General features: G+C 58.0%; 24 protein-coding genes. 14 read left to right on the forward strand and 10 right to left on the reverse strand.

The genetic code is table 11. The features are described 5' to 3' along the window. Nucleotides 1–168: 168 nt before the first annotated feature. The 4 genes from groL to AC3IT6_RS23600 form a co-directional block, all read right to left on the reverse strand. Nucleotides 169–1,815 carry a chaperonin GroEL gene (gene groL / locus AC3IT6_RS23585; RefSeq protein ID WP_150728305.1) on the reverse strand — a complete coding sequence of 549 codons (1,647 nt, stop codon included), beginning with the start codon at nucleotides 1,813–1,815 and terminating at the stop codon, nucleotides 169–171. A gap of 49 nt (nucleotides 1,816–1,864) precedes the next feature. Beyond that, nucleotides 1,865–2,158, reverse strand: a complete 294-nt coding sequence (locus AC3IT6_RS23590) for a co-chaperone GroES (protein WP_056726128.1) — start codon at nucleotides 2,156–2,158, stop codon at nucleotides 1,865–1,867. Between the two features lie 248 nt (nucleotides 2,159–2,406). Then, a complete protein-coding gene (locus AC3IT6_RS23595) occupies nucleotides 2,407–2,883 on the reverse strand; it encodes an FxsA family protein (RefSeq protein WP_008053539.1) in 477 nt (158 codons plus the stop codon). A gap of 66 nt (nucleotides 2,884–2,949) precedes the next feature. Continuing rightward, entirely contained in the window at nucleotides 2,950–3,681 is a 732-nt protein-coding gene (locus AC3IT6_RS23600; protein WP_489353171.1) for a HugZ family pyridoxamine 5'-phosphate oxidase, read from the reverse strand. A 162-nt stretch (nucleotides 3,682–3,843) separates the two neighbouring features. Between AC3IT6_RS23600 and AC3IT6_RS23605 the strand changes: the two genes are divergently transcribed. After that, nucleotides 3,844–4,602, forward strand: a complete 759-nt coding sequence (locus AC3IT6_RS23605; RefSeq protein WP_489353173.1) for an SDR family oxidoreductase — start codon at nucleotides 3,844–3,846, stop codon at nucleotides 4,600–4,602. 133 nt (nucleotides 4,603–4,735) lie between these two features. Here AC3IT6_RS23605 and apbC read toward each other — a convergent pair whose 3' ends face one another. Next, on the reverse strand, nucleotides 4,736–5,830 hold the full coding sequence (apbC, locus tag AC3IT6_RS23610; protein ID WP_489353175.1) for an iron-sulfur cluster carrier protein ApbC: 1,095 nt from the start codon (nucleotides 5,828–5,830) through the stop codon (nucleotides 4,736–4,738). A 176-nt stretch (nucleotides 5,831–6,006) separates the two neighbouring features. On the opposite strand from apbC, the gene metG reads away from it, so the two are divergent. The 8 genes from metG to AC3IT6_RS23650 all read left to right on the forward strand — a co-directional run bounded on the left by metG (nucleotide 6,007) and on the right by AC3IT6_RS23650 (nucleotide 12,988). Beyond that, entirely contained in the window at nucleotides 6,007–8,058 is a 2,052-nt protein-coding gene (metG, locus tag AC3IT6_RS23615; RefSeq protein ID WP_489353177.1) for a methionine--tRNA ligase, read from the forward strand. A gap of 239 nt (nucleotides 8,059–8,297) precedes the next feature. Further along, entirely contained in the window at nucleotides 8,298–8,867 is a 570-nt protein-coding gene (locus tag AC3IT6_RS23620; RefSeq protein WP_489353179.1) for an electron transport complex protein RnfA, read from the forward strand. Then, entirely contained in the window at nucleotides 8,864–9,880 is a 1,017-nt protein-coding gene (gene rsxB / locus AC3IT6_RS23625) for an electron transport complex subunit RsxB (protein WP_489353181.1), read from the forward strand. Before AC3IT6_RS23620 ends, rsxB begins: the two co-directional genes overlap by 4 nt. After that, a complete protein-coding gene (locus AC3IT6_RS23630; RefSeq protein WP_489353184.1) occupies nucleotides 9,867–10,853 on the forward strand; it encodes an RnfABCDGE type electron transport complex subunit D in 987 nt (328 codons plus the stop codon). Before rsxB ends, AC3IT6_RS23630 begins: the two co-directional genes overlap by 14 nt. After that, on the forward strand, nucleotides 10,850–11,461 hold the full coding sequence (locus tag AC3IT6_RS23635; protein WP_489353186.1) for an RnfABCDGE type electron transport complex subunit G: 612 nt from the start codon (nucleotides 10,850–10,852) through the stop codon (nucleotides 11,459–11,461). The genes AC3IT6_RS23630 and AC3IT6_RS23635 overlap by 4 nt, the downstream gene beginning before the upstream one ends. Beyond that, nucleotides 11,454–12,038 carry an Rnf-Nqr domain containing protein gene (locus tag AC3IT6_RS23640; RefSeq protein WP_489353188.1) on the forward strand — a complete coding sequence of 195 codons (585 nt, stop codon included), beginning with the start codon at nucleotides 11,454–11,456 and terminating at the stop codon, nucleotides 12,036–12,038. Before AC3IT6_RS23635 ends, AC3IT6_RS23640 begins: the two co-directional genes overlap by 8 nt. 25 nt (nucleotides 12,039–12,063) lie before the next feature. Beyond that, nucleotides 12,064–12,702, forward strand: coding sequence for an endonuclease III (gene nth, locus AC3IT6_RS23645; RefSeq protein WP_150728295.1), 639 nt, complete (start codon nucleotides 12,064–12,066; stop codon nucleotides 12,700–12,702). Nucleotides 12,703–12,808: 106 nt separating this feature from the next. Next, entirely contained in the window at nucleotides 12,809–12,988 is a 180-nt protein-coding gene (locus tag AC3IT6_RS23650) for a PA3496 family putative envelope integrity protein (RefSeq protein ID WP_007972325.1), read from the forward strand. A gap of 80 nt (nucleotides 12,989–13,068) precedes the next feature. Here the strand turns inward: AC3IT6_RS23650 and AC3IT6_RS23655 are convergent, their stop codons facing one another. Beyond that, complete coding sequence (locus tag AC3IT6_RS23655) at nucleotides 13,069–13,695, reverse strand: response regulator transcription factor (RefSeq protein ID WP_008053528.1); 627 nt, start codon at nucleotides 13,693–13,695, stop codon at nucleotides 13,069–13,071. 542 nt (nucleotides 13,696–14,237) lie between these two features. Here AC3IT6_RS23655 and AC3IT6_RS23660 point away from each other — a divergent pair. Further along, nucleotides 14,238–14,936, forward strand: coding sequence for a hypothetical protein (locus AC3IT6_RS23660; protein ID WP_489353191.1), 699 nt, complete (start codon nucleotides 14,238–14,240; stop codon nucleotides 14,934–14,936). Nucleotides 14,937–15,086: 150 nt separating this feature from the next. On the opposite strand, the gene AC3IT6_RS23665 is transcribed toward AC3IT6_RS23660, so the two are convergent. Both AC3IT6_RS23665 and AC3IT6_RS23670 read right to left on the reverse strand, forming a co-directional pair. After that, nucleotides 15,087–16,304, reverse strand: a complete 1,218-nt coding sequence (locus AC3IT6_RS23665) for an argininosuccinate synthase (RefSeq protein WP_489353193.1) — start codon at nucleotides 16,302–16,304, stop codon at nucleotides 15,087–15,089. 129 nt (nucleotides 16,305–16,433) lie between these two features. After that, entirely contained in the window at nucleotides 16,434–17,339 is a 906-nt protein-coding gene (locus AC3IT6_RS23670; RefSeq protein WP_489353195.1) for a flagellar protein MotY, read from the reverse strand. A 159-nt stretch (nucleotides 17,340–17,498) separates the two neighbouring features. On the opposite strand from AC3IT6_RS23670, the gene pyrC reads away from it, so the two are divergent. Continuing rightward, a complete protein-coding gene (gene pyrC, locus AC3IT6_RS23675; protein WP_150728291.1) occupies nucleotides 17,499–18,545 on the forward strand; it encodes a dihydroorotase in 1,047 nt (348 codons plus the stop codon). Continuing rightward, on the forward strand, nucleotides 18,542–19,219 hold the full coding sequence (gene rnt / locus AC3IT6_RS23680; protein ID WP_007997489.1) for a ribonuclease T: 678 nt from the start codon (nucleotides 18,542–18,544) through the stop codon (nucleotides 19,217–19,219). The genes pyrC and rnt overlap by 4 nt, the downstream gene beginning before the upstream one ends. A 73-nt stretch (nucleotides 19,220–19,292) precedes the next feature. Here rnt and AC3IT6_RS23685 read toward each other — a convergent pair whose 3' ends face one another. Next, entirely contained in the window at nucleotides 19,293–19,895 is a 603-nt protein-coding gene (locus AC3IT6_RS23685) for a peroxiredoxin (RefSeq protein WP_007985868.1), read from the reverse strand. A 311-nt stretch (nucleotides 19,896–20,206) separates the two neighbouring features. On the opposite strand from AC3IT6_RS23685, the gene AC3IT6_RS23690 reads away from it, so the two are divergent. Together AC3IT6_RS23690 and bfr are read left to right on the forward strand one after the other, a co-directional pair. After that, nucleotides 20,207–20,425, forward strand: a complete 219-nt coding sequence (locus AC3IT6_RS23690; protein ID WP_095943830.1) for a bacterioferritin-associated ferredoxin — start codon at nucleotides 20,207–20,209, stop codon at nucleotides 20,423–20,425. A 198-nt stretch (nucleotides 20,426–20,623) separates the two neighbouring features. Beyond that, the gene (bfr, locus tag AC3IT6_RS23695; RefSeq protein WP_223447882.1) at nucleotides 20,624–21,100 is read left to right on the forward strand and encodes a bacterioferritin; all 477 of its coding nucleotides are present in this window, start codon (nucleotides 20,624–20,626) and stop codon (nucleotides 21,098–21,100) included. Between the two features lie 108 nt (nucleotides 21,101–21,208). Here the strand turns inward: bfr and grxD are convergent, their stop codons facing one another. Then, nucleotides 21,209–21,550 carry a Grx4 family monothiol glutaredoxin gene (grxD, locus tag AC3IT6_RS23700; protein WP_007971318.1) on the reverse strand — a complete coding sequence of 114 codons (342 nt, stop codon included), beginning with the start codon at nucleotides 21,548–21,550 and terminating at the stop codon, nucleotides 21,209–21,211. Nucleotides 21,551–21,580 lie beyond the last annotated feature (30 nt).

A 21,580-nucleotide genomic window follows, 5' to 3' on the forward strand; every position in this document is an offset into this window, starting at 1 on the left:
GCTTGCTCGCGAAAGCGGAATGTCATTCAGCATCTATGTCGACTGACACACTGCCTTCGCGAGCAAGCCTGCTCCCACAATGGATCGATGTGAACATTGAAATCCGGGCAATAAAAAACCCCGCCTGCTTTCGCAGGCGGGGTTTTTTCGTACAGGGGTAAGGCTGGCTTACATCATGCCGCCCATGCCGCCCATACCGCCCATGTCTGGCATACCGCCGCCAGCACCGCCGTCTTTCTTCGGTGCATCAGCAACAGCGGCTTCGGTGGTCAGGATCAGACCGCCGATCGACGATGCAGCTTGCAGCGCGGAACGGGTGACCTTGGTCGGATCCAGGATACCCATTTCGATCATGTCGCCGTACTCGCCAGTCGCAGCGTTGTAACCGAAGTTACCTTTGCCATTCTTGACTTCGTTGACCACAACGCTTGGCTCGTCACCGCTGTTGGCAGCGATCTGACGCAGCGGTGCTTCGATGGCACGACGCAGAACGGCGATACCCACGTCCTGGTCGGCGTTGTCGCCTTTCAGGTCGAGGATTGCTTCCAGAGCGCGGATCAGCGCAACGCCACCGCCAGGTACCACGCCTTCTTCAACGGCTGCACGGGTTGCGTGCAGGGCGTCTTCAACGCGGGCTTTCTTCTCTTTCATTTCTACTTCGGAACCAGCGCCAACCTTGATCACTGCAACGCCGCCGGACAGCTTGGCCAGACGCTCTTGCAGTTTTTCACGGTCATAGTCCGAGGAAGTTTCGGCAACCTGAGCACGGATCTGAGCAATGCGGGACTCGATGTCGCCTGCTACGCCAGCACCGTCAACGATGATGGTGTTTTCCTTGGAGATGGTCACGCGCTTGGCGCTGCCCAGGTTTTCCAGGGTGGCTGCTTCCAGGCTCAGGCCGATCTCTTCGGAGATAACGGTACCGCCGGTCAGAACGGCGATGTCCTGCAGCATGGCCTTGCGGCGGTCGCCGAAGCCTGGAGCCTTGACGGCTGCGACTTTAACGATGCCACGCATGTTGTTCACGACCAGAGTCGCCAGGGCTTCGCCTTCAACGTCTTCGGAAACGATCAGCAGTGGACGGCCGGCTTTGGCAACGGCTTCCAGCACTGGCAGCATTTCGCGGATGTTAGAGATCTTTTTGTCGACCAGCAGAACCAGCGGGTTGTCCAGCTCGGCAACCATGGTTTCCGGCTTGTTGACGAAGTACGGGGACAGGTAGCCACGGTCGAACTGCATGCCTTCTACAACCGACAGTTCGTTTTCCAGGCCAGTGCCTTCTTCAACGGTGATCACGCCTTCTTTACCGACTTTTTCCATGGCTTCGGCAATGATGTCGCCGATGGAGTTGTCGGAGTTGGCAGAGATGGTACCTACCTGAGCGATTGCCTTGGTGTCAGCGCATGGCTTGGACAGGTTTTTCAGCTCTTTGACGATGGCGATGGTCGCCTTGTCGATGCCGCGCTTCAGATCCATCGGGTTCATGCCGGCAGCGACGGCTTTCAGGCCTTCGTTGACGATCGACTGAGCCAGAACGGTAGCGGTGGTAGTACCGTCACCAGCGTCATCGTTGGCACGGGAGGCAACGTCTTTGACCAGCTGCGCGCCCATGTTTTCGAAACGGTCTTCGAGTTCGATTTCTTTGGCGACGGAAACGCCGTCCTTGGTGATGGTCGGAGCGCCGAAGCTCTTCTCGATGATCACGTTACGGCCTTTCGGGCCCAGGGTCGCTTTTACCGCGTCAGCCAGGACGTTGACGCCTTTGAGCATTTTCTTGCGGGCGGAATCGCCAAACAGAACTTCTTTAGCAGCCATGATCGATATTCCTTAAATACTTTGTAGTAGCGGAAAATGAACGGGGGTATCAGCCTTCGATAACAGCGAGGATTTCGTTCTCGCTCATTACCAGCAGGTCTTCGCCGTCGATTTTCACAGTGTTGCTGCCGGAGTAAGGACCGAACACAACCTTGTCGCCCACTTTCACGGACAGTGCACGCACTTCACCGCTTTCCAGTGCTTTGCCTGGGCCTACAGCGAGGATTTCGCCGCTGTTGGCTTTTTCAGCAGCCGAACCTGGCAGGACGATACCGCCAGCGGTTTTCTTTTCTTCTTCGCTGCGACGGATGACGACGCGGTCATGCAGAGGACGAAGCTTCATTGTCGATCTCTCCTAATTGTGGTTTTCATCGGCCGGTGTAGTCCCGGCGGGTTTAACAAAGGCCGGCGGTGCCGGTTGCGGCTCGTCAAGCGAACCGCGGAAGTCTGTCTGGCGTGTTCACCAGAAACCTTGCGGTGACCGTTACATAAGGGCACATAAGCTTATTACAAGGGCGGGGATCGAAAAATTTTCAGTTCGCTGCCCCGCAAACGAACACGGCACCCGAAGGTGCCGTGTCGATGTGCGCATTACTTGGTATCGCGGTGTTCGAACTCGCCTTCGATCACGTTGGGCTCGCGGCCCAGCGGCTCGCGAGGTGCCGGACCGCCACGGGCCTGGAGGTCGTCGGCGAACGCTCGCTGACGCATCGCCTGCTCTTCGGCGCGCTGGCGCATTTTATTGGCCAGCAGACGACGACTGAACGGCAGTAGCATGAACAGGCCGATCACATCGCTGATGAAACCCGGAAGAATCAACAGGCCGCCAGCCAATGCCAGCATCAGGCCTTCGAGCATGGTCTGGGCCGGCAGTTCGCCGCGGCTCAGGCTTTCACGGGCACGCAGGGCCGTGGCCAGGCCGGCGATGCGCAGCACAAACACGCCGAACATCGAGCCGAGAATGATCAGCAGCAGGGCCGGGAAAAACCCGATGGACCCTGCCACCTTGACGAATACGAACAGCTCCAACACCGGGAACAGCAGAAAGAGCAACAAAAAAGGGCGCATCAAATGGTTCCTCAACGCAAGAATGCCTTGCCAGTTCACCTTAGATGACGTCGCCGTTTCGTGAATTCAAGCGTCGGCCACTTCATTTTTCGGCCAATGATCGGCGTGGGCCAGAGAAACCAAGGCTTCGCGAACTTGTGTCGGCGTATTACAAGGCGCTTGAAACGGCAACCAGTACAGACTTTGACCGATACGCAGGTGCATGCCTTCGGTATCGACTCCGACCATATGCGCCGGCACGTTTTTCGGCAGCCCGGCCAGATCGACGTAATGGGCGATGGCTTTGGCGTGATCGGCGTTCATGTGCTCGACCATGCTCACTTCGGCCTTGCCGGCGAACGGGTTGGCCAGGGTCAGGTCGTTGACCCAATGAATCGCGCCAAAACCTCCGATGTAACGGTGGCGTACAGGCTTGAGCACCCAGAAGTCGAAATCGTGGGCCTGGTGATAACCCTGCGACTCCGGGAAGTAGCGGTAGTAACGCTCGGAGGCGGCTTCGATGGCGGCTTCGTCTTCGAGCTGCTGCGCTTCAGCCAGATAGGTCAGTCGACCAACGGCCTGGACATCTTCGGCGCCACGTTCGCCGACAAAGAGCGAGCATTTCCGGTCTTTTTGCAGATTATGTGTGTGCTGGGCGATGCGGCTGATCAGGATCAGCGGCCGGCCCAGCTCGTCCAGGCAGTACGGAACCACGGAGCCGAACGGAAAACCGGGCATCGATTTGGAGTGCGTCGAGAGCACCCCACGGTATTCCTTGAGGAGCAATTCTCGTGCATGCTTAGCCGCTTCAACGCTCAATTTATGACTCCTTAAATAGAATCCGTCAGAAAAACGGACGAGCTGCTGGTAGAAAGTCCCAGCACGCCATCGGGGCAGTTCTCATGTGCAGCCAGCCAGGTCAGGCGCAGATCGAGAGGCTCTCTAAAGGAAACCACTCAGACCTGCTACCGGGGCATGCGAATGCAACTCACTGACAAAGTAATCATTATCACTGGCGGTTGCCAGGGTTTAGGCCGCTCCATGGCCGAGTATTTCGCAGGCCTGGGCGCGAAGCTGGCGCTGGTCGACCTGAACCAGGAAAAACTCGACGATACAGTTGCAGCCTGCAAGGCCCAAGGCGTCGAGGCCCGCGCCTACCTGTGCAACGTGGCCAACGAAGAGCAAGTGACCCACATGGTTGCCCAGGTTGCTGAAGACTTCGGCGCGATCCATGGCTTGATCAACAACGCCGGGATCCTGCGTGACGGGCTGTTGCTCAAGGTCAAGGATGGCGAAATGACCAAGATGAGCCTGGCCCAGTGGCAGGCGGTCATCGACGTCAACCTGACCGGCGTGTTCCTGTGCACCCGTGAAGTCGCGGCGAAGATGGTCGAGCTGAACAACAGCGGCGCAATCATCAATATCTCGTCGATTTCCCGCGCCGGCAACGTCGGCCAGACCAACTACTCTGCCGCCAAGGCCGGTGTCGCTGCGGCGACCGTGACCTGGGCCAAGGAACTGGCACGCTACGGCATTCGCGTCGCCGGCATTGCACCGGGCTTCATCGAAACTGAAATGACCCTGGGTATGAAGCCTGAAGCACTGGAAAAAATGACTGCCGGGATTCCGCTCAAGCGCATGGGCAGGCCTGAAGAAATCGCCCATTCGGCGGCTTACATCTTTGAGAACGACTACTACACCGGTCGGATTCTGGAGATGGATGGCGGGTTGCGGATCTAAGCCCAACCCAAAACCCATGTGGGAGCGGGCTTGCTCGCGAAGGCGATAGATCAGTCAACTTATTGGTTGAATGACACACCGCTTTCGCGAGCAAGCCCGCTCCCACATTTGGTCAGCGTTTATCTGGCGAAAATCAATCGTCGCTGACGCTGATATTCGGCATCGCCGGCGTCAATGCTTCCTGCAATACAATCCGCGCGCCAACGTGACGGGCCAGTTCCTGGTAAACCATCGCAATCTGGCTGTCAGGTTCGGCGATCACCGTTGGCTTGCCGCCATCGGCCTGTTCGCGGATGACCATCGACAGCGGCAGCGAAGCCAGCAGCTCGACGCCATATTGGTTGGCCAGTTTCACACCCCCGCCTTCACCGAACAGATGCTCGGCATGTCCGCAGTTGGAGCAGATGTGCACGGCCATGTTTTCCACCACGCCCAGCACCGGAATGTTGACCTTGCGGAACATTTCCACGCCCTTGCGCGCGTCCAGCAGTGCCAGGTCCTGCGGGGTGGTCACGATGACCGCACCGGCCACTGGCACTTTCTGCGCCAGGGTCAGCTGGATGTCACCAGTGCCTGGCGGCATGTCGATGACCAAGTAATCCAGGTCGCCCCAAGCGGTTTGGGTCACCAGTTGCAGCAAGGCGCCGGAAACCATCGGCCCGCGCCAGACCATCGGCGTGTTGTCATCGGTCAGGAAGGCCATGGACATCACTTCGACGCCGTGGGACTTGAGCGGTACAAACCACTTCTGGTCCTTGACCTCAGGGCGGGTGCGCTCGGGGATACCGAACATGATGCCCTGGCTCGGACCGTAGATATCTGCATCGAGAATCCCGACCTTGGCGCCTTCGCGGGCCAGGGCCAGGGCCAGGTTGGCCGCCGTGGTGGATTTGCCCACGCCGCCCTTACCGGACGCCACGGCCACCACGTTTTTCACGTTCGCCAGGCCCGGAATCTGCGCCTGAGCCTTGTGCGCGGCGATCACACTGGTGATTTCGACCTTGGCACTTGCCACGCCATCCAGCCCCTGAATGGCCATTTCCAGCATCTGCGCCCAGCCACTCTTGAACAGACCGGCGGCATAGCCCAGTTCAAGCTGAACGCCGACGCGCTCGCCCTGGATCTCGATGTTGCGCACACACCCGGCGCTGACCGGGTCCTGGTTCAGGTAAGGGTCGGTGTATTGGCGAAGGACGGCTTCCACCGCTGCGCGATTGACGGCGCTCATGGGCAACTCCGAAAACAGGACTGGAAAAGATAGTGGGTATCGTACCTGTTCTAAGCGTTCGACGGGATGTTGAACCTTCACCTGTTACTCATCCAATGAAACAGGCTCACAGGGTGAAAAATATGCGCCGGCGCTTTATAGTGGCCGACCTCCGTTTCATCAAGTAGCCGAGCCCCATGTCCGAGCCACGCAAGATCCTCGTCACCAGCGCCCTGCCCTATGCCAATGGTTCGATTCACCTCGGCCATATGCTGGAATACATCCAGACCGATATGTGGGTGCGCTTCCAGAAGCACCGCGGCAATCAATGCATTTATGTCTGCGCCGACGACGCCCACGGTTCGGCGATCATGCTGCGCGCGGAAAAGGAAGGCATCACCCCGGAACAACTGATCGCCAATGTCCAGGCTGAACACAGCGCCGACTTTGCCGAGTTCCTGGTGGACTTCGACAACTTCCACTCCACTCACGCCGAAGAAAACCGTGAGCTGTCGAGCCAGATCTACCTGAAACTGCGTGACGCCGGGCACATCGCCACGCGTTCGATCACCCAGTATTTCGACCCGGAAAAGAAAATGTTCCTGGCCGACCGCTTCATCAAGGGCACTTGCCCGAAATGCGGCACCGAAGACCAGTACGGCGATAACTGCGAAAAGTGCGGTGCAACCTACGCTCCGACAGATTTGAAGGATCCGAAGTCGGCGATCTCCGGCGCCACCCCGGTGCTCAAGGATTCCCAGCACTTCTTCTTCAAGCTGCCAGACTTCCAGCAAATGCTGCAAACCTGGACCCGCAGCGGCACCCTGCAAGACGCCGTGGCCAACAAGATCGCCGAATGGCTGGACGCCGGCCTGCAACAGTGGGACATCTCCCGCGATGCACCGTATTTCGGTTTTGAAATCCCCGACGAGCCGGGCAAGTACTTCTACGTGTGGCTGGATGCGCCGATCGGCTACATGGCCAGCTTCAAGAACCTGTGCAACCGCACACCGGAGCTGGACTTCGATGCGTTCTGGGGCAAGGACTCCACCGCCGAGCTGTACCACTTCATCGGCAAGGACATCGTCAACTTCCACGCCCTGTTCTGGCCTGCCATGCTCGAAGGCGCGGGCTACCGCAAGCCGACCGGGATCAACGTGCACGGCTACCTGACCGTCAACGGCCAGAAGATGTCCAAGTCCCGTGGCACCTTCATCAAGGCCCGCACTTACCTGGACCACCTGTCGCCGGAATACCTGCGTTACTACTACGCGGCCAAGCTGGGCCGTGGCGTCGACGACCTCGACCTGAACCTCGAAGACTTCGTGCAGAAGGTCAACTCCGACCTGGTGGGCAAGGTCGTCAACATCGCCAGCCGTTGCGCCGGCTTCATCAACAAGGGCAATGCCGGTGTGATGGTCGACACCAACGCCGCACCTGAGCTGACCGAAGCCTTCCTGGCCGCTGCGCCAGGCATTGCCGACGCCTATGAAGCCCGCGACTTCGCCCGTGCCATGCGCGAGATCATGGGCCTGGCCGACCGCGCCAACGCCTGGATCGCCGACAAGGCACCGTGGTCGCTGAACAAACAGGAAGGCAAGCAGGATGAAGTCCAGGCTATCTGCGCCACTGGCGTCAACCTGTTCCGCCAACTGGTGATCTTCCTCAAACCGGTGCTGCCACTGCTGGCCGCCGACGCCGAGGCGTTCCTGAACGTCGCGCCGCTGACCTGGAACGACCACGCGACCTTGCTCAGCAACCACCAGTTGAACGAGTTCAAGCCGTTGATGACCCGCATTGACCCAGTCAAGGTGCAAGCCATGACCGACGCCTCGAAAGAAGACCTGACCGCCAGCCAGACCGACACCGGCGAAGCCGCGCCTGCCGGCAATGGCGAACTGGCCAAGGATCCGCTGTCGCCGGAAATCGAGTTCGACACCTTTGCCGCCGTTGACCTGCGTGTAGCGCTGATCGTCAAGGCCGAACACGTGGAAGGCGCCGACAAGCTGCTGCGCCTGACCCTGGACATCGGTGACGAACAGCGCAACGTGTTCTCCGGGATCAAGAGCGCTTATCCGGACCCGTCCAAGCTCGATGGTCGCCTGACCATGATGATTGCCAACCTCAAGCCACGGAAAATGAAGTTCGGCATCTCCGAAGGCATGGTGATGGCGGCCGGCCCTGGCGGTGAAGAGATCTACCTGCTCAGCCCTGACAGCGGCGCCAAGCCGGGCCAGCGCATCAAGTAAGGTCTGCGGCAAATCGATCCCACAGTCGTGCCTGGCGCGGTTGTGGGATTTTCATGTCTGGCCCACCCTCCCGCCTTGCCGGATAATGCCTAAGCTTTTCAGACCATCTCCTGTAGGAGCGAGCTTGCTCGCGATGGTCGTTAACGATAATGCGTGCCCACAGGTTGAACGCGGCGCTCTTGAGTCCATCGCGAGCAAGCTCGCTCCTACAAAAACTACCGTTCCTGCCGGCACGAACAATGACCGAAATCCTGCTTACGCTTATCAGCACCGCCCTGATCAACAACCTCGTGTTGCACTGGCCGTTGGCCGTCGATCCGCTGTTGGCCGGTCAGCGCCGTCAGGTCCATGCCTTGGGCATTGCGACGACATGTCTGATGCTGGTCGTGGGCATACTCGGCTACGCGCTCTATCAATGGCTGCTTGTGCCGCTGCAATTGACGACGCTGCGTCTGTTTGTGTTTCTGCCATTGAGCGTGCTACTGATCAGCCCGTTGCTGAAGCTGTTGGCTCGGGTGTTTTCGACACTGCCGTTCGAAGGCCTCTGGCCGTTGCTGCTGGGCAATGCCGGCGTGCTCGGCGTGGCCTTGCTCAATGCTCAGCAAGACAAGGGCTTCTTTCACGCCACAGCCTTGAGCCTCGGTGCAGGGCTGGGCTTTTGGCTGGTGTTGAGCTTGTTCACTGATTTACGTGAACGCACGGCCGACAACGATGTTCCCCTGCCCTTTCGCGGCTTGCCGATCGACCTGATCGGCGCCGGCCTGATCGCAGTGGCCTTTCTCGGATTCAGCGGACTGATCAAAACATGAGTCTGATTCAACTCATCGACGCACTCTTGCCGCAAACCCAATGCGGCAAGTGCGGCCACCCCGGGTGCAAGCCGTACGCCGAAGGCATCGCCAATGGCGAGCCGATCAACAAGTGTCCGCCAGGCGGCAACGAAACCATCAATGCCCTGGCCGAGCTGCTGAAGGTGCCGGTGCTGGAGCTGGATGTCAGCCGTGGCTCGGCCCCGGCGCAGATCGCCTATATCCGCGAGGCCGAGTGCATTGGTTGCACCAAGTGCATTCAGGCCTGCCCGGTCGATGCCATCGTTGGTGCGGCCAAACTGATGCACACGGTGATCATCGATGAGTGCACCGGTTGCGACCTCTGCGTGGCACCCTGCCCGGTGGACTGCATCGAAATGCGCCCACTGCAGCCGAACACGGTACTGCCCGTTGTCGGGGGCCTGGCCCTCACACCGCAGGCGCGTCAGGCCCGCACCCTCAAGCGCGATCACGCGCGGCGCCGCTTCGAACAACGCAATGCCCGCTTGCAGCGTGAGGAGCAACAGAAAATCGCCGAGCGCCAGGCAAGGCAGCGAGCCGCGCAACCTGCCGCGGCGGCAGCCGACCCGGTGCAGGCGGCCCTCGAGCGTGTCCGTGCACAGAAAACCGCCAATGCCGATGCTGCGCTGAAAAAGGCCAAGATCGATGTGGCGATGAGTCGGGCACAGCTGCACAAATCGCTGAAGGCCTTCGGGCATCCGCCGACCTTCGAGCAGCAATCGCAGTTGATCGTCCTGCAACAACAGTTCGAAGCCGCCGAACAAAACCTGGCGCAACTGGAAAGCGCCACCCCACCCGTTCCTGCGCAGAAAGTCGCAATTGCTGCGTCGTCAAATGATGCCGATCTGAAACGCGCCAAGATCCAGTTGGCCATGCGCCGCGCCGAACTCAAGAAGGCTCAGGCCAACGAAGCACCTGCGGAGCAAATCGAAGCCCTGGAGCGCGCACTCGGCGAAGCCGAACGCCAGGTGGACGCTCATGCCAGCCCTTGAAGCGGTTGATGACCGCCTGCAACAGGCGATGAAACTGGTGCTGTTGGCCACGCTGCCGGGAATGCTGGTGGCGTTCTGGCTGTACGGCTGGGGCGTGTTGATCAATCTGGTTCTGGCGGCCGCTGCCGCGTTGGCCGTCGAAGCCGCCGTCGTGCAATGGCGCAAGCGACCGCCGGGGCCAACCTTGAGTGACGGCAGCGCGTTGGTCAGTGCCACGTTGCTCGCTCTGGCGCTGCCGCCTTACTGCCCATGGTGGCTGACCCTCAGTGCTGCCGCTTTTGCGATGGTGTTTGGCAAGCACTTGTATGGCGGTGTCGGCTCGAATCCCTTCAACCCGGCGATGCTCGGTTTTGCCCTGGTGCTGGTGACCTTTCCCCAACCAATGACCCATTGGCCGTCATCCCATGGCATGGATCTGCTGAGCGGCTTGCAGCAAGTGTTCGGTGCCGGCCATGCGCCTGATGCCTGGGTGCAAGCCACGGCACTGGACAGTCTGCGGATCAACAAAAGCCTGACCATGGATGAACTGTTTGCCGGCAACCCGGCATTCGGCCACTTTGGCGGCCGGGGGGTGGAATGGCTGAACCTGGCGTTTTTGGCGGGTGGAATGTTTCTCCTGCAACGAAGGGTGATCAGTTGGCATGCACCGGTCGGCATGCTGGCCAGTCTGTTCATCATCAGCCTGCTGTGCTGGAACGGTTCGGGCTCCGACTCCCATGGCTCGCCGTTGTTTCATCTGCTGACCGGCGCGACCATGCTGGGGGCGTTCTTCATCATCACCGAACCGGTGTCCGGCGCCAGAAGCCCTGGCGCGCGGCTGCTGTTCGGCGCTGGCGTCGGGCTTCTGACTTATCTGATTCGTACCTGGGGTGGCTATCCGGACGGCATCGCCTTCGCCGTGCTGTTGATGAACCTGTGCGTGCCGGCGCTGGAGCGGTTCGTGGCGGCCAGGCAACAGCCGGAGGCGCCATGAACCGGACATCAAGCATCGCGTTTGTGGTGCTTTTGGCCGCACTGGGCCTTAGCGTGACGTACTTCGTGCAGCTCGGCAGCGCGCCACGCATTGCAGCCGAACAGCGTCTGATCGACAGCCGTCATCTGCTGGACCTGATCGCACCGGACAGCTACGACAATCAACCACTCGAACAGCCCATAACGATTGAAGCAGCCGCACTGACCAACAGCACCTTGCTGGGTGGTTATCTGGCGACCCGGGCCGATCAACCCGTCGCGGTGTTGCTGCGCAGTCAAACCCTTGGCTACGCCGGTGCCATCGACCTGTTGATCGCTGTCGACACCAACGGCAGGTTGCTGGGCGTCAAAACCCTCAAACAGTCGGAAACACCAGGACTGGGGGCACGGATCGCCGACTGGCCCAATACCTGGCTCCAGGTTTTTTCCGGCAAGTCTCGAACAGAACCCGGTGACAGCGGCTGGGCGCTGAAAAAGGATCAGGGACAGTTCGATCAGATCGCAGGCGCAACCATCACCTCGAGAGCGGTGATCAATGCCGTCCACGATGCCTTGCGCTACTTCGATGAACACCGGCAAAAACTGCTCGGAATCCCTGCCCATGGATAATTCATCTAATCTGCGCAACGCCTTGATGCTGACGCCACTGATCGGCGCCACCCACTCGCTGATGGCCGCACTTGGCCTGTGCCTGATGTTCATGGTGGTGACCCAGTTGTTCAGCCTGGCCATGGGCGCCCTGCGGTCCCGACTGGTCCCGGCGACCCGCTTGCTGGCCAGCATCCTGTTGGCGGCCACGCTCACCAGTTGCGCGGAACTCATGGCACAGGCCTGGTCGCTGCAATGGCAGCAGCATCTGGGGTTTTATGGCGCCTTGATCGCCTTGCAATGCGTCGTACTGGAACACACCGGGTTCTTTCAGAACGGTTGGCGCCAACGCCTGCGACTCAATGGTCTGTTTGCCACGCTGATGATCGCGCTGGGCCTGCTGCGCGAACTTATCGGCAACGGAACACTTGGAAACCATCTATCGTGGCCGATCGGCGCAACGCCAACTGACTGGCAAGGCTGGGTGCTGGTGGCTGATGGCGGTCTGCGCCTGGCCACGTTGGTCCCTGGCGGGTTCATACTGCTCGGACTGCTGATCGCCGCCTGGCAGGCTTGGCGCCCCGCACCCACACATTGATTGCCTTCGAGGAAACGCACCGCCCATGAATGCCGCAAAACGTCTGGAAATATTCCGCAGACTGCATGAGGACAACCCGGAACCAAAGACCGAGCTGGCCTATTCCTCAGCGTTCGAATTGCTGATTGCCGTGATTCTCTCGGCGCAGTCGACCGATGTCGGCGTCAACAAGGCCACAGCCAGGCTGTTCCCGGTCGCCAACACACCGGCGGCGATCCATGCCCTGGGTGTCGAGGGGCTGTCGGAGTACATCAAGACCATCGGCCTGTACAACAGCAAAGCGAAAAACGTGATCGAAACCTGCCGCTTGCTGGTCGAGCGTCACGCCGGTGAAGTGCCACAAACCCGCGAAGAGCTGGAAGCACTGCCTGGCGTCGGCCGCAAGACCGCCAACGTGGTACTCAATACTGCATTCCGTCAGCTGACCATGGCCGTCGACACGCACATTTTCAGGGTCAGCAACCGGACTGGCATTGCTCCCGGCAAGAATGTGGTGGAAGTCGAGAAAAAACTGATGAAATTCGTGCCCCGGGAGTACCTGCTCGACTCCCATCACTGGCTGATCCTTCACGGCCGCTATGTTTGCCTGGCCCGCAAGCCCCGATGCGGGAGCTGCCGGATCGAGGACTTGTGCGAATACAAGCACAAAACCTCCGACGATTGAGGCGCTATTAGGTTTATTGAATTATCGATTGAAAAAATCTTTTTTACCCGCCGGGAGATTGTCGATATAAGGAGCGCCAAAGGCCTTCTTAGCCTGGAGCAACTAAATGAGTACTGGCAAAGAGCAACTGGACGTAGAAGACGACTTCACCACCGCCGAAACCGATGACGCTGAGCCGGTGGTTGAAGTAGCGAAAACCAATCTGAGCAAACGCCGCACCATCGATAACCTGCTGGAGGAGCGCCGACTGCAAAAGCAATTGGCCGATTACGATTTTGACTTATGACACCTGAAAGCCTCCCGAAACGGAGGCTTTTTTCTAAGTGCCATACTCCGGTAGACGCCCCTTGTCGCGCAGTTACGTCATCACACCAGACCATTGCGTTGTGCCAGCTCGATCAGATCGACCAGAGACCGCGCATTCAGTTTGAGCAACAGGCGGGTCTTGTAAGTACTGACTGTTTTATTGCTGAGAAACATTCCATCGGCAATCTCTTTATTGGTCTTTCCTCGGGCCAACTGTTGCAGGACCATCATTTCCCGTCCCGACAAGCGATCAACCATATCGGCCTCACTGGCATTCCCCAAACTGCAACGCACGGTATGCAAGGCTTGGTTAGGAAAGTAACTGTAGCCTGACAACACCGCCTTTATTGCACTGAGCAACTCCGTCAGGTCTTGTTGTTTGCAGACATAACCAGCCGCACCGGATTGCATGCAACGCATCGAAAAATGCCCCGGCGCCTGGGAAGTCAAAATCAGTACTTTCATAGGCATTGAGGTTGAAGACAAACGCGCGATGACTTCCAACCCGTCCAGCTTCGGAATCCCGATATCCAGAATGACAATATCCGGCATAAGTTCACGGGCTAGTTGCAGTGCGTCCACACCATTATCGGTTTCTGCAATAACTTCGTAGCCATGACGTTCCATTAGCATACGTACCGCAAGACGAATGACGGGGTGATCATCCACGATCAGCACTTTATTCATGGGCAAGTCCAATTTTCGCTGTTCGAATTTTTAGAGCCCGCACAATAGCCTAGTCGTTTCACCCATGGCATGTCGCCCCTCCCAGCCACCCACACCAAGAGACATCCCCTACAAACAACACGGATTCCTCCTACAAAAATCCCTCGAACAGAATGAATTGAAAACTGTATCAGCGTCAGTGTGTCGCACTTTCCAGCCGTCACCTAAATCGTTTACGACCAAAATTTTCCGAGAGCCAGCCTGAACGGTCGCACCCTGACAAACATAAACCTCTACCCCTCCGCTAAAACGTAACTGATATTTACACACTAAACATTCACACCAGAAATATCACACACCAAGCATCCAATTACTCTTACAGCAAATAATATTTTTTGAGCAATCATTAAAGCACCACCCACACTCAAAAAATCGAAGAGCAATACAGCAAGCAAATAAAAACGCTTATCAAAACCAACAAGCAACAAAAATCACTACAATAGTTACCACATCAAACCAACTTCATAAACCATTCGAGAAAAAATCCAGAATGAGTACAGAACATGATAAAAAAACGAATCACCAACCCAATGACAATTATCGCGATATTCGCAGCACTCTCTGAAACTTCGGCAGCCGTTTCTCTACCCTTCCTCGACCAAGAGGAAAGAGAACTCTATGTCTGGTTTCTGATCAGCTTTCCGTTTTATTTACTTTTGCTTTTTTTCGCGACACTCAACTTCAACTACAAATCCCTTTATGCGCCCTCCGACTTTGAAAAGGGAAAACACTTCATGAAGGTCATGGATGATGCCGGGCGGCCGGAAAAAAAAGCGTCCGGGAAGTCGTCTGAGAATCCCGCTCTGGAAACCTCAACGAATGACCGGCAGTCAGCTCGAACGCCCTGCGGCGCACAGGACCCGCCAACCGAGATTGGTCTGCAAACCTCTGTATCTGTTCAACATCAGCTTCAGTTACCGGAACTCATAAAAGACCTGTACATCGTGGATGCACGCTGGATGAGCAAGGAGGTCGAGTTTGGAGCGCTGCTGGAAAATCTCCAGAGGCCACGGGAAAAGACGGCGTACGTGATTCTGTTTGTCACTTGTGCCGTTTCGGAGATTTTACTGAAAGCCAGTGCGCTTAAACATTCAAAGCAGGCCAGCAAGCGCAGTGTCGCCTTTTATGTTGCCTACAATCTGGACTCGCACAGGTTGTCGGTCATTGATCAGACCGGGCAACCGGCGAACAACAACGTGTAGTACAGGTCAGACCATCGAGAAGGGGAAAAACAGGAAATCATCAGCGCAAACGAAAACACCCGACAACGTAGTAACTGGCGTCACACCCCGTTTTCAGGTACCTGACCTCGTCGAGGACGAGGTCAGGTATCCATCACGATTTCAAAGGTCTCAGAACAGCTTCCGGCCTTTGTTCGCCGCAATGCGCATGCGCAGGGCATTGAGCTTGATGAAGCCCGCTGCATCCGCCTGGTTGTACGCGCCGCCATCTTCTTCGAAGGTCGCGATGTTGGCGTCGAACAGCGAGTCGTCGGACTTGCGCCCAGTGACGATCACATTGCCCTTGTACAGCTTCAGGCGCACAACGCCATTCACGTTGACCTGAGACGCATCGATCATCTGTTGCAGCATCAGACGCTCAGGGCTCCACCAGTAGCCGGTGTAGATCAGGCTGGCGTACTTGGGCATCAACTCGTCCTTGAGGTGAGCCACTTCGCGGTCCAGGGTGATCGATTCGATCGCACGGTGGGCACGCAGCATGATGGTGCCGCCAGGGGTTTCGTAGCAGCCACGGGACTTCATGCCCACGTAGCGGTTCTCGACGATGTCGAGACGGCCGATACCGTGTTCGCCACCGATACGGTTCAGGGTCGCCAGCACGGTGGCCGGAGTCATTTCGACGCCGTCCAGTGCGACGATATCGCCGTTGCGGTAGGTCAGTTCCAGGTATTGCGCTTTATCTGGAGCCTTCTCTGGGGAGACGGTCCATTTCCACATGTCTTCTTCGTGCTCGGTCCAGGTGTCTTCCAGCACGCCGCCTTCATAGGAGATGTGCAGCAGGTTGGCATCCATGGAGTACGGGGACTTCTTCTTGCCGTGGCGCTCGATCGGGATCCCGTGCTTATCGGCGTAATCCATCAGCTTTTCACGGGACAGCAGGTCCCACTCGCGCCACGGAGCGATCACTTTCACACCTGGCTTCAAGGCGTACGCACCGAGTTCGAAACGAACCTGGTCGTTGCCCTTGCCGGTGGCGCCATGGGAAATGGCGTCAGCGCCGGTTTCGTTGGCGATTTCGATCAGGCGCTTGGCGATCAGCGGACGAGCGATGGAAGTACCCAGCAGGTACTCGCCTTCGTAAACGGTGTTGGCACGGAACATCGGGAAAACGAAATCGCGCACGAACTCTTCGCGCAAGTCGTCGATGTAGATCTCTTTGACGCCCATGGCCTGAGCCTTGGCGCGTGCAGGTTCGACCTCTTCGCCCTGCCCCAGGTCAGCGGTGAAGGTCACCACTTCACAGTTATAAGTATCCTGCAGCCACTTGAGGATCACCGAAGTGTCCAGGCCGCCGGAATACGCCAGAACGACCTTGTTTACGTCCGCCATGCCATCACTCCACGGGGTTCTACGGAAAGCCGGGAAGTCTACCGCTCATACAGAATAATTTACAGTGGCGCGACAGCTTATGACGACGAAGCGACAGATTCTGTCGAGGGCGCGACGATTACAGCTGGATCAGGAAGTGGCCGAAGTGGCCGCTTTCGTCGCTTGCGGGGCGACTTGTTCCGCTGGTGCTCCGCGCTCCAGGCGTACAGCTACTCGACGGTTCTTCGCGCGGTTGGTGTTGTTGGTGTTAGGCGCCACCGGATAACGCTCGCCATGGAAACGCAGGGTGATTTGCGACTCCTGGATGCCGTTGGCCTTGAAGAACTCCATCACTGCCAGGGCTCGGCGCCGCGACAGGTCGCGGTTGGTCAGGCGGTTGCCGCTGTTGTCGGAGTGACCGTCGAGCTCGATGTGATTGACCGTCGGATCGGCCTTCATGTACTCCAGCATCACCTGCAGTTTGGCTTTTGCGGCGCTGTCGAGTTCGATTCCGCCGCCGGGGAAGCCGATTTCGGATTGCTTCACCTGTTCGAAATTCTGTGGCAACAGTTTCGCCACACAACTCTGGTAATCGGCAAACGCTTGGGTGAACCTGACCGGCAGCAAGCGCACTTCCGACACCCGACCATCCCCCGAGGAATGGCGAACCACCGGACTGCGACCGTCCATCAGGCCACTGATCAGTCGTCCGGCCTGAACCTGTGAGCTGTTGAACAAAACGTTGCCACTGCCAATTCTCACGGTGCCCAGGTTGATATCGTCACGCCCGGGTTGCCACGGCGCGGCAGCGGCCAGCAGCGTCGCCGAACCGCCGCCAATCATCGGGTTGTAGGTTTTCAGACGAAACGTCGCCTGCTCGCCGGCACGGCGCACGAACTCGCCCGAACCGAAGTCGGTAATCGGCTGAGTCAGGCGGCATTCGAACTTGTCACCCTCGACCGTCCACTCAATGTTCTCCAGACGGGTCTGGAAAGTGAGCGCCATCGCTGGAAGGCTGGCAAACACACTGAGCAAGGCTAAAAAACGCTGGCGCACGGGAGGCTCCACTGGCTTCTACAACAAAAAGACCGACACACACATGTTTACGGCATACCTGTTGGATATCGGAAGCTTCCTGCAAAACTTGATAGCGAGTGCCTGCAAGAGTCTTTTCCGGTAGCATTCCCTTGAGTTTGACCCGCCTGGAATCCCCTCATGTCCGACCGCCTGACCCTGCTGCGTCCCGACGACTGGCATATTCATCTTCGCGATGGTGCCGTGTTGACCAATACCGTCGCGGATGTCGCGCGCACCTTTGGCCGCGCCATCATCATGCCCAACCTGGTTCCACCGGTGCGCAACGCGGCCGAAGCCGACGGCTATCGCCAGCGGATTCTCGCTGCCCGCCCGGCCGGCAGCCTGTTCGAGCCACTGATGGTCCTGTACCTGACCGACCGCACCCAGCCTGAAGAAATTCGCGAGGCCAAGGCCAGCGGATTCATTCACGCCGCCAAGCTGTACCCGGCCGGCGCGACCACCAACTCGGACTCTGGCGTCACCAGTATCGACAAGATTTTCCCTGCACTTGAGGCCATGGCCGAAGTCGGGATGCCGTTGCTGGTTCACGGTGAAGTCACCCGTGGTGATGTCGACGTGTTCGACCGCGAAAAAATCTTCATCGACGAGCATATGCGTCGTGTGGTCGAGCGTTTCCCGACCCTCAAAGTGGTCTTCGAACACATCACCACCACGGACGCCGTGCAGTTCGTCAACTCGGCTTCGGCCAACGTCGGCGCGACCATCACCGCGCACCACCTGCTGTACAACCGTAACCACATGCTGGTGGGCGGGATTCGGCCGCACTTCTATTGCCTGCCGATCCTCAAACGCAATACCCACCAGGAAGCCCTGCTCGACGCCGCCACCAGCGGCAGCGATAAGTTCTTCCTCGGCACCGACTCGGCGCCTCACGCCCAGCACGCCAAGGAAGCGGCCTGCGGTTGCGCCGGTTGCTACACCGCCTATGCGGCCATCGAGATGTACGCCGAAGCCTTCGAACAGCGCAATGCGCTGGACAAACTCGAGGCCTTCGCCAGCCTCAATGGCCCGCGCTTCTACGGCCTGCCGGCGAACACCGATCGCATCACCCTGGTCCGCGAAGAGTGGACCGCCCCGACCAGCCTGCCATTTGGCGAGCTGACCGTTATCCCGCTGCGCGCCGGTGAAAAACTGCGCTGGCGCCTGCTGGAGGAACACGCGTGAGTGAAGACCATTTCGACGACGAACTGGAAGGCAATGGCGGCGGAGGCGGCCCTCGTCATCCAATGGCGGCCAGGTTCCGTGGTTACCTGCCGGTTGTCGTCGACGTAGAAACCGGTGGCTTCAATTCGGCCACCGATGCCTTGCTGGAGATCGCTGCGACCACCATCGCCATGGATGAAAAGGGTTTTGTTTACCCGGATCACACCTACTTCTTCCGTGTCGAGCCGTTTGAAGGCGCGAACATCGAAGCCGCTGCCCTGGAGTTCACCGGGATCAAGCTCGATCACCCGCTGCGCATGGCCGTGAGTGAAGAGTCTGCCCTGAACGATATCTTCCGCGGCGTGCGCAAGGCCCTCAAGGCCAATGGTTGCAAACGGGCGATCCTGGTCGGGCATAACAGCAGCTTCGACCTGGGCTTCCTGAATGCAGCGGTTGCGCGGCTGGACATGAAGCGCAATCCGTTCCACCCGTTCTCCAGTTTCGATACCGCAACGCTCGCCGGCCTCGCTTACGGCCAGACCGTGCTGGCCAAGGCGTGCCAGGCAGCGGACATCGACTTCGACGGTCGTGAGGCTCACTCGGCTCGCTATGACACCGAGAAGACGGCAGAGCTGTTCTGCGGCATCGTCAATCGCTGGAAACAGATGGGTGGCTGGGAAGACTTCAACGATTGATCCCCTCCCGGCGTTATCCCGCCCATAAAAAAACCGGCCTCGATGGCCGGTTTTTTTGTACCTGGAGCGTGCCTTACAGAGCGGCAGCGTGCTCGGTCAGGTAAGCGGCAACGCCTTCTGGCGAAGCGTTCATGCCTTTGTCGCCTTTTTTCCAGTTGGCAGGGCAGACTTCGCCGTGCGCTTCGTGGAATTGCAGAGCGTCGACCAGACGGATCAGCTCTTCCATGTTACGGCCCAGCGGCAGGTCGTTGATGATCTGCGAGCGGACAACGCCTTTGTCGTCGATCAGGAACGCGCCACGGAAAGCCACGCCGTCAGCGGACTGAACGTCGTAGGCCTTCATGATGTCCTGCTTGATGTCGGCAGCCATGGTGTAGCGAACCTGGCCGATACCGCCATTGTTCACTGGAGTGTTGCGCCATGCGTTGTGGGTGAAGTGCGAGTCGATCGAAACAGCGATCACTTCAACGTTGCGTGCCTTGAACTCAGACATGCGGTTGTCCAGAGCGATCAGCTCGGACGGGCAAACGAAGGTGAAGTCCAGCGGGTAGAAGAACACCAGGCCGTATTTGCCTTTGATCGCCGAGGACAGGGTGAAGCTGTCAACGATCTCGCCATTGCCGAGTACGGCCGGTACGGTGAAGTCAGGGGCTTGTTTGCCTACGAGTACGCTCATTGGATATCTCCTGGTGTAATAGCGTGAGAAACAGGGTTCGCATCAGCCTGCCACCCTGAGGCGACAGCCCTGTGACACGATCCCCGGTCGCAAAAGACCGGCCATCATACACCGCGTATTTGAGCTGGCTTAGCTGTTTTTTCCCCGTACGATGAAATCCCCGACGGTTTTGTATCACCGATTTGCCAGGCCGACCGTTCGTCAGCCATACCCGCTTATGGCGAAAAGTGCTCTGAAACCACTTTGACAATCATTCTCGTTAACATTAAGATCCATCGCAATTGAGTCACAATCAGCGACGGACCTTCCTTATGTATGTTTGCCTCTGCACTGGCGTCACCGACGGTCAAATCCGCGATGCGATCTATGAAGGATGCTGCAGCTACAAGGAAGTCCGTGTGGCTACCGGCGTTGCCAGTCAGTGCGGCAAATGTGCCTGCCTCGCCAAGGAAGTGGTCCGCGAGACGCTGACCAAACTGCAATCGGCCCAGGCTGCAATTCCTTTTCCAGCAGAATTTACAGCCGCTTGAATATCGAATTTCAAAGAACCGGACATATGTCCGGTTTTTTTATGCCTCAAAATCAACTAGTTATGCTCTAGACGCGGAACACAAACATTCTTATTCCGATTAATTTTCATTTAAGTTTCAATAACTTAGGTTTGACACTATTAAATACCCGGCTCAAACTCTGCCCTATTGACAGCTAATACAGGGCAGGACCCCATCATGAAAGGCGACGTTACAGTCATCCAGCATCTCAACAAGATCCTTGCCAATGAGCTGGTCGCGATCAATCAATATTTCCTGCATGCGCGCATGTACGAAGATTGGGGCCTGAACAAGCTCGGCAAGCACGAGTACCACGAATCCATCGACGAGATGAAGCACGCGGACAAGCTGATCAAGCGCATCCTGTTCCTTGAAGGCCTGCCGAACGTCCAGGACCTGGGCAAGCTGCACATCGGCGAGCACACCAAGGAAATGCTGGAGTGCGACCTGCGTATCGAGAAAATCGGCCATGCCGATCTGAAAGTAGCCATCGCACATTGCGAAACAGTTGGCGACTTCGGCAGCCGTGAGCTGCTTGAAGATATCCTCGAGTCCGAGGAAGAACATATCGACTGGCTGGAAACCCAGTTGGGCCTGATCGATAAAGTGGGTCTTGAGAACTACCTGCAATCGCAGATGGGCGAAGACGAGTAAGTTCTACGCCATTAATCTCGATGCAATAAAAAGCCCCGCCCTCTTTCGAGTGGCGGGGCTTTTTATTACCCGGGTTTCAGGTTTGACCGAAACCCGGGCAGAAGCGAATCAGGCTTCGGTCTTTGGAGCGGCGGCCTTGGCGGCGGCGTCCTTGATCAGGCTCTGCAGCGAACCGTCAGCAGCCATTTCAGTCATGATGTCGCTACCGCCGACCAGCTCACCGGCAACCCACAGCTGTGGGAAGGTTGGCCAGTTGGCGTATTTTGGCAGGTTGGCGCGGATTTCCGGGTTCTGCAGGATGTCCACGTACGCAAACTTTTCGCCACACGCCATCACGGCCTGCGCGGCTTTCGCGGAGAAGCCGCACTGCGGGGCATTCGGCGAGCCTTTCATGTAAAGCAGAATGGTGTTGTTGGCAATCTGCTCTTTAATCGTTTCGATGATATCCATGGAGCACCTCGGCTGAACTTTCCGACTCAT

The sequence above is a fragment of the Pseudomonas sp. KH_017 genome, from assembly GCF_057840285.1.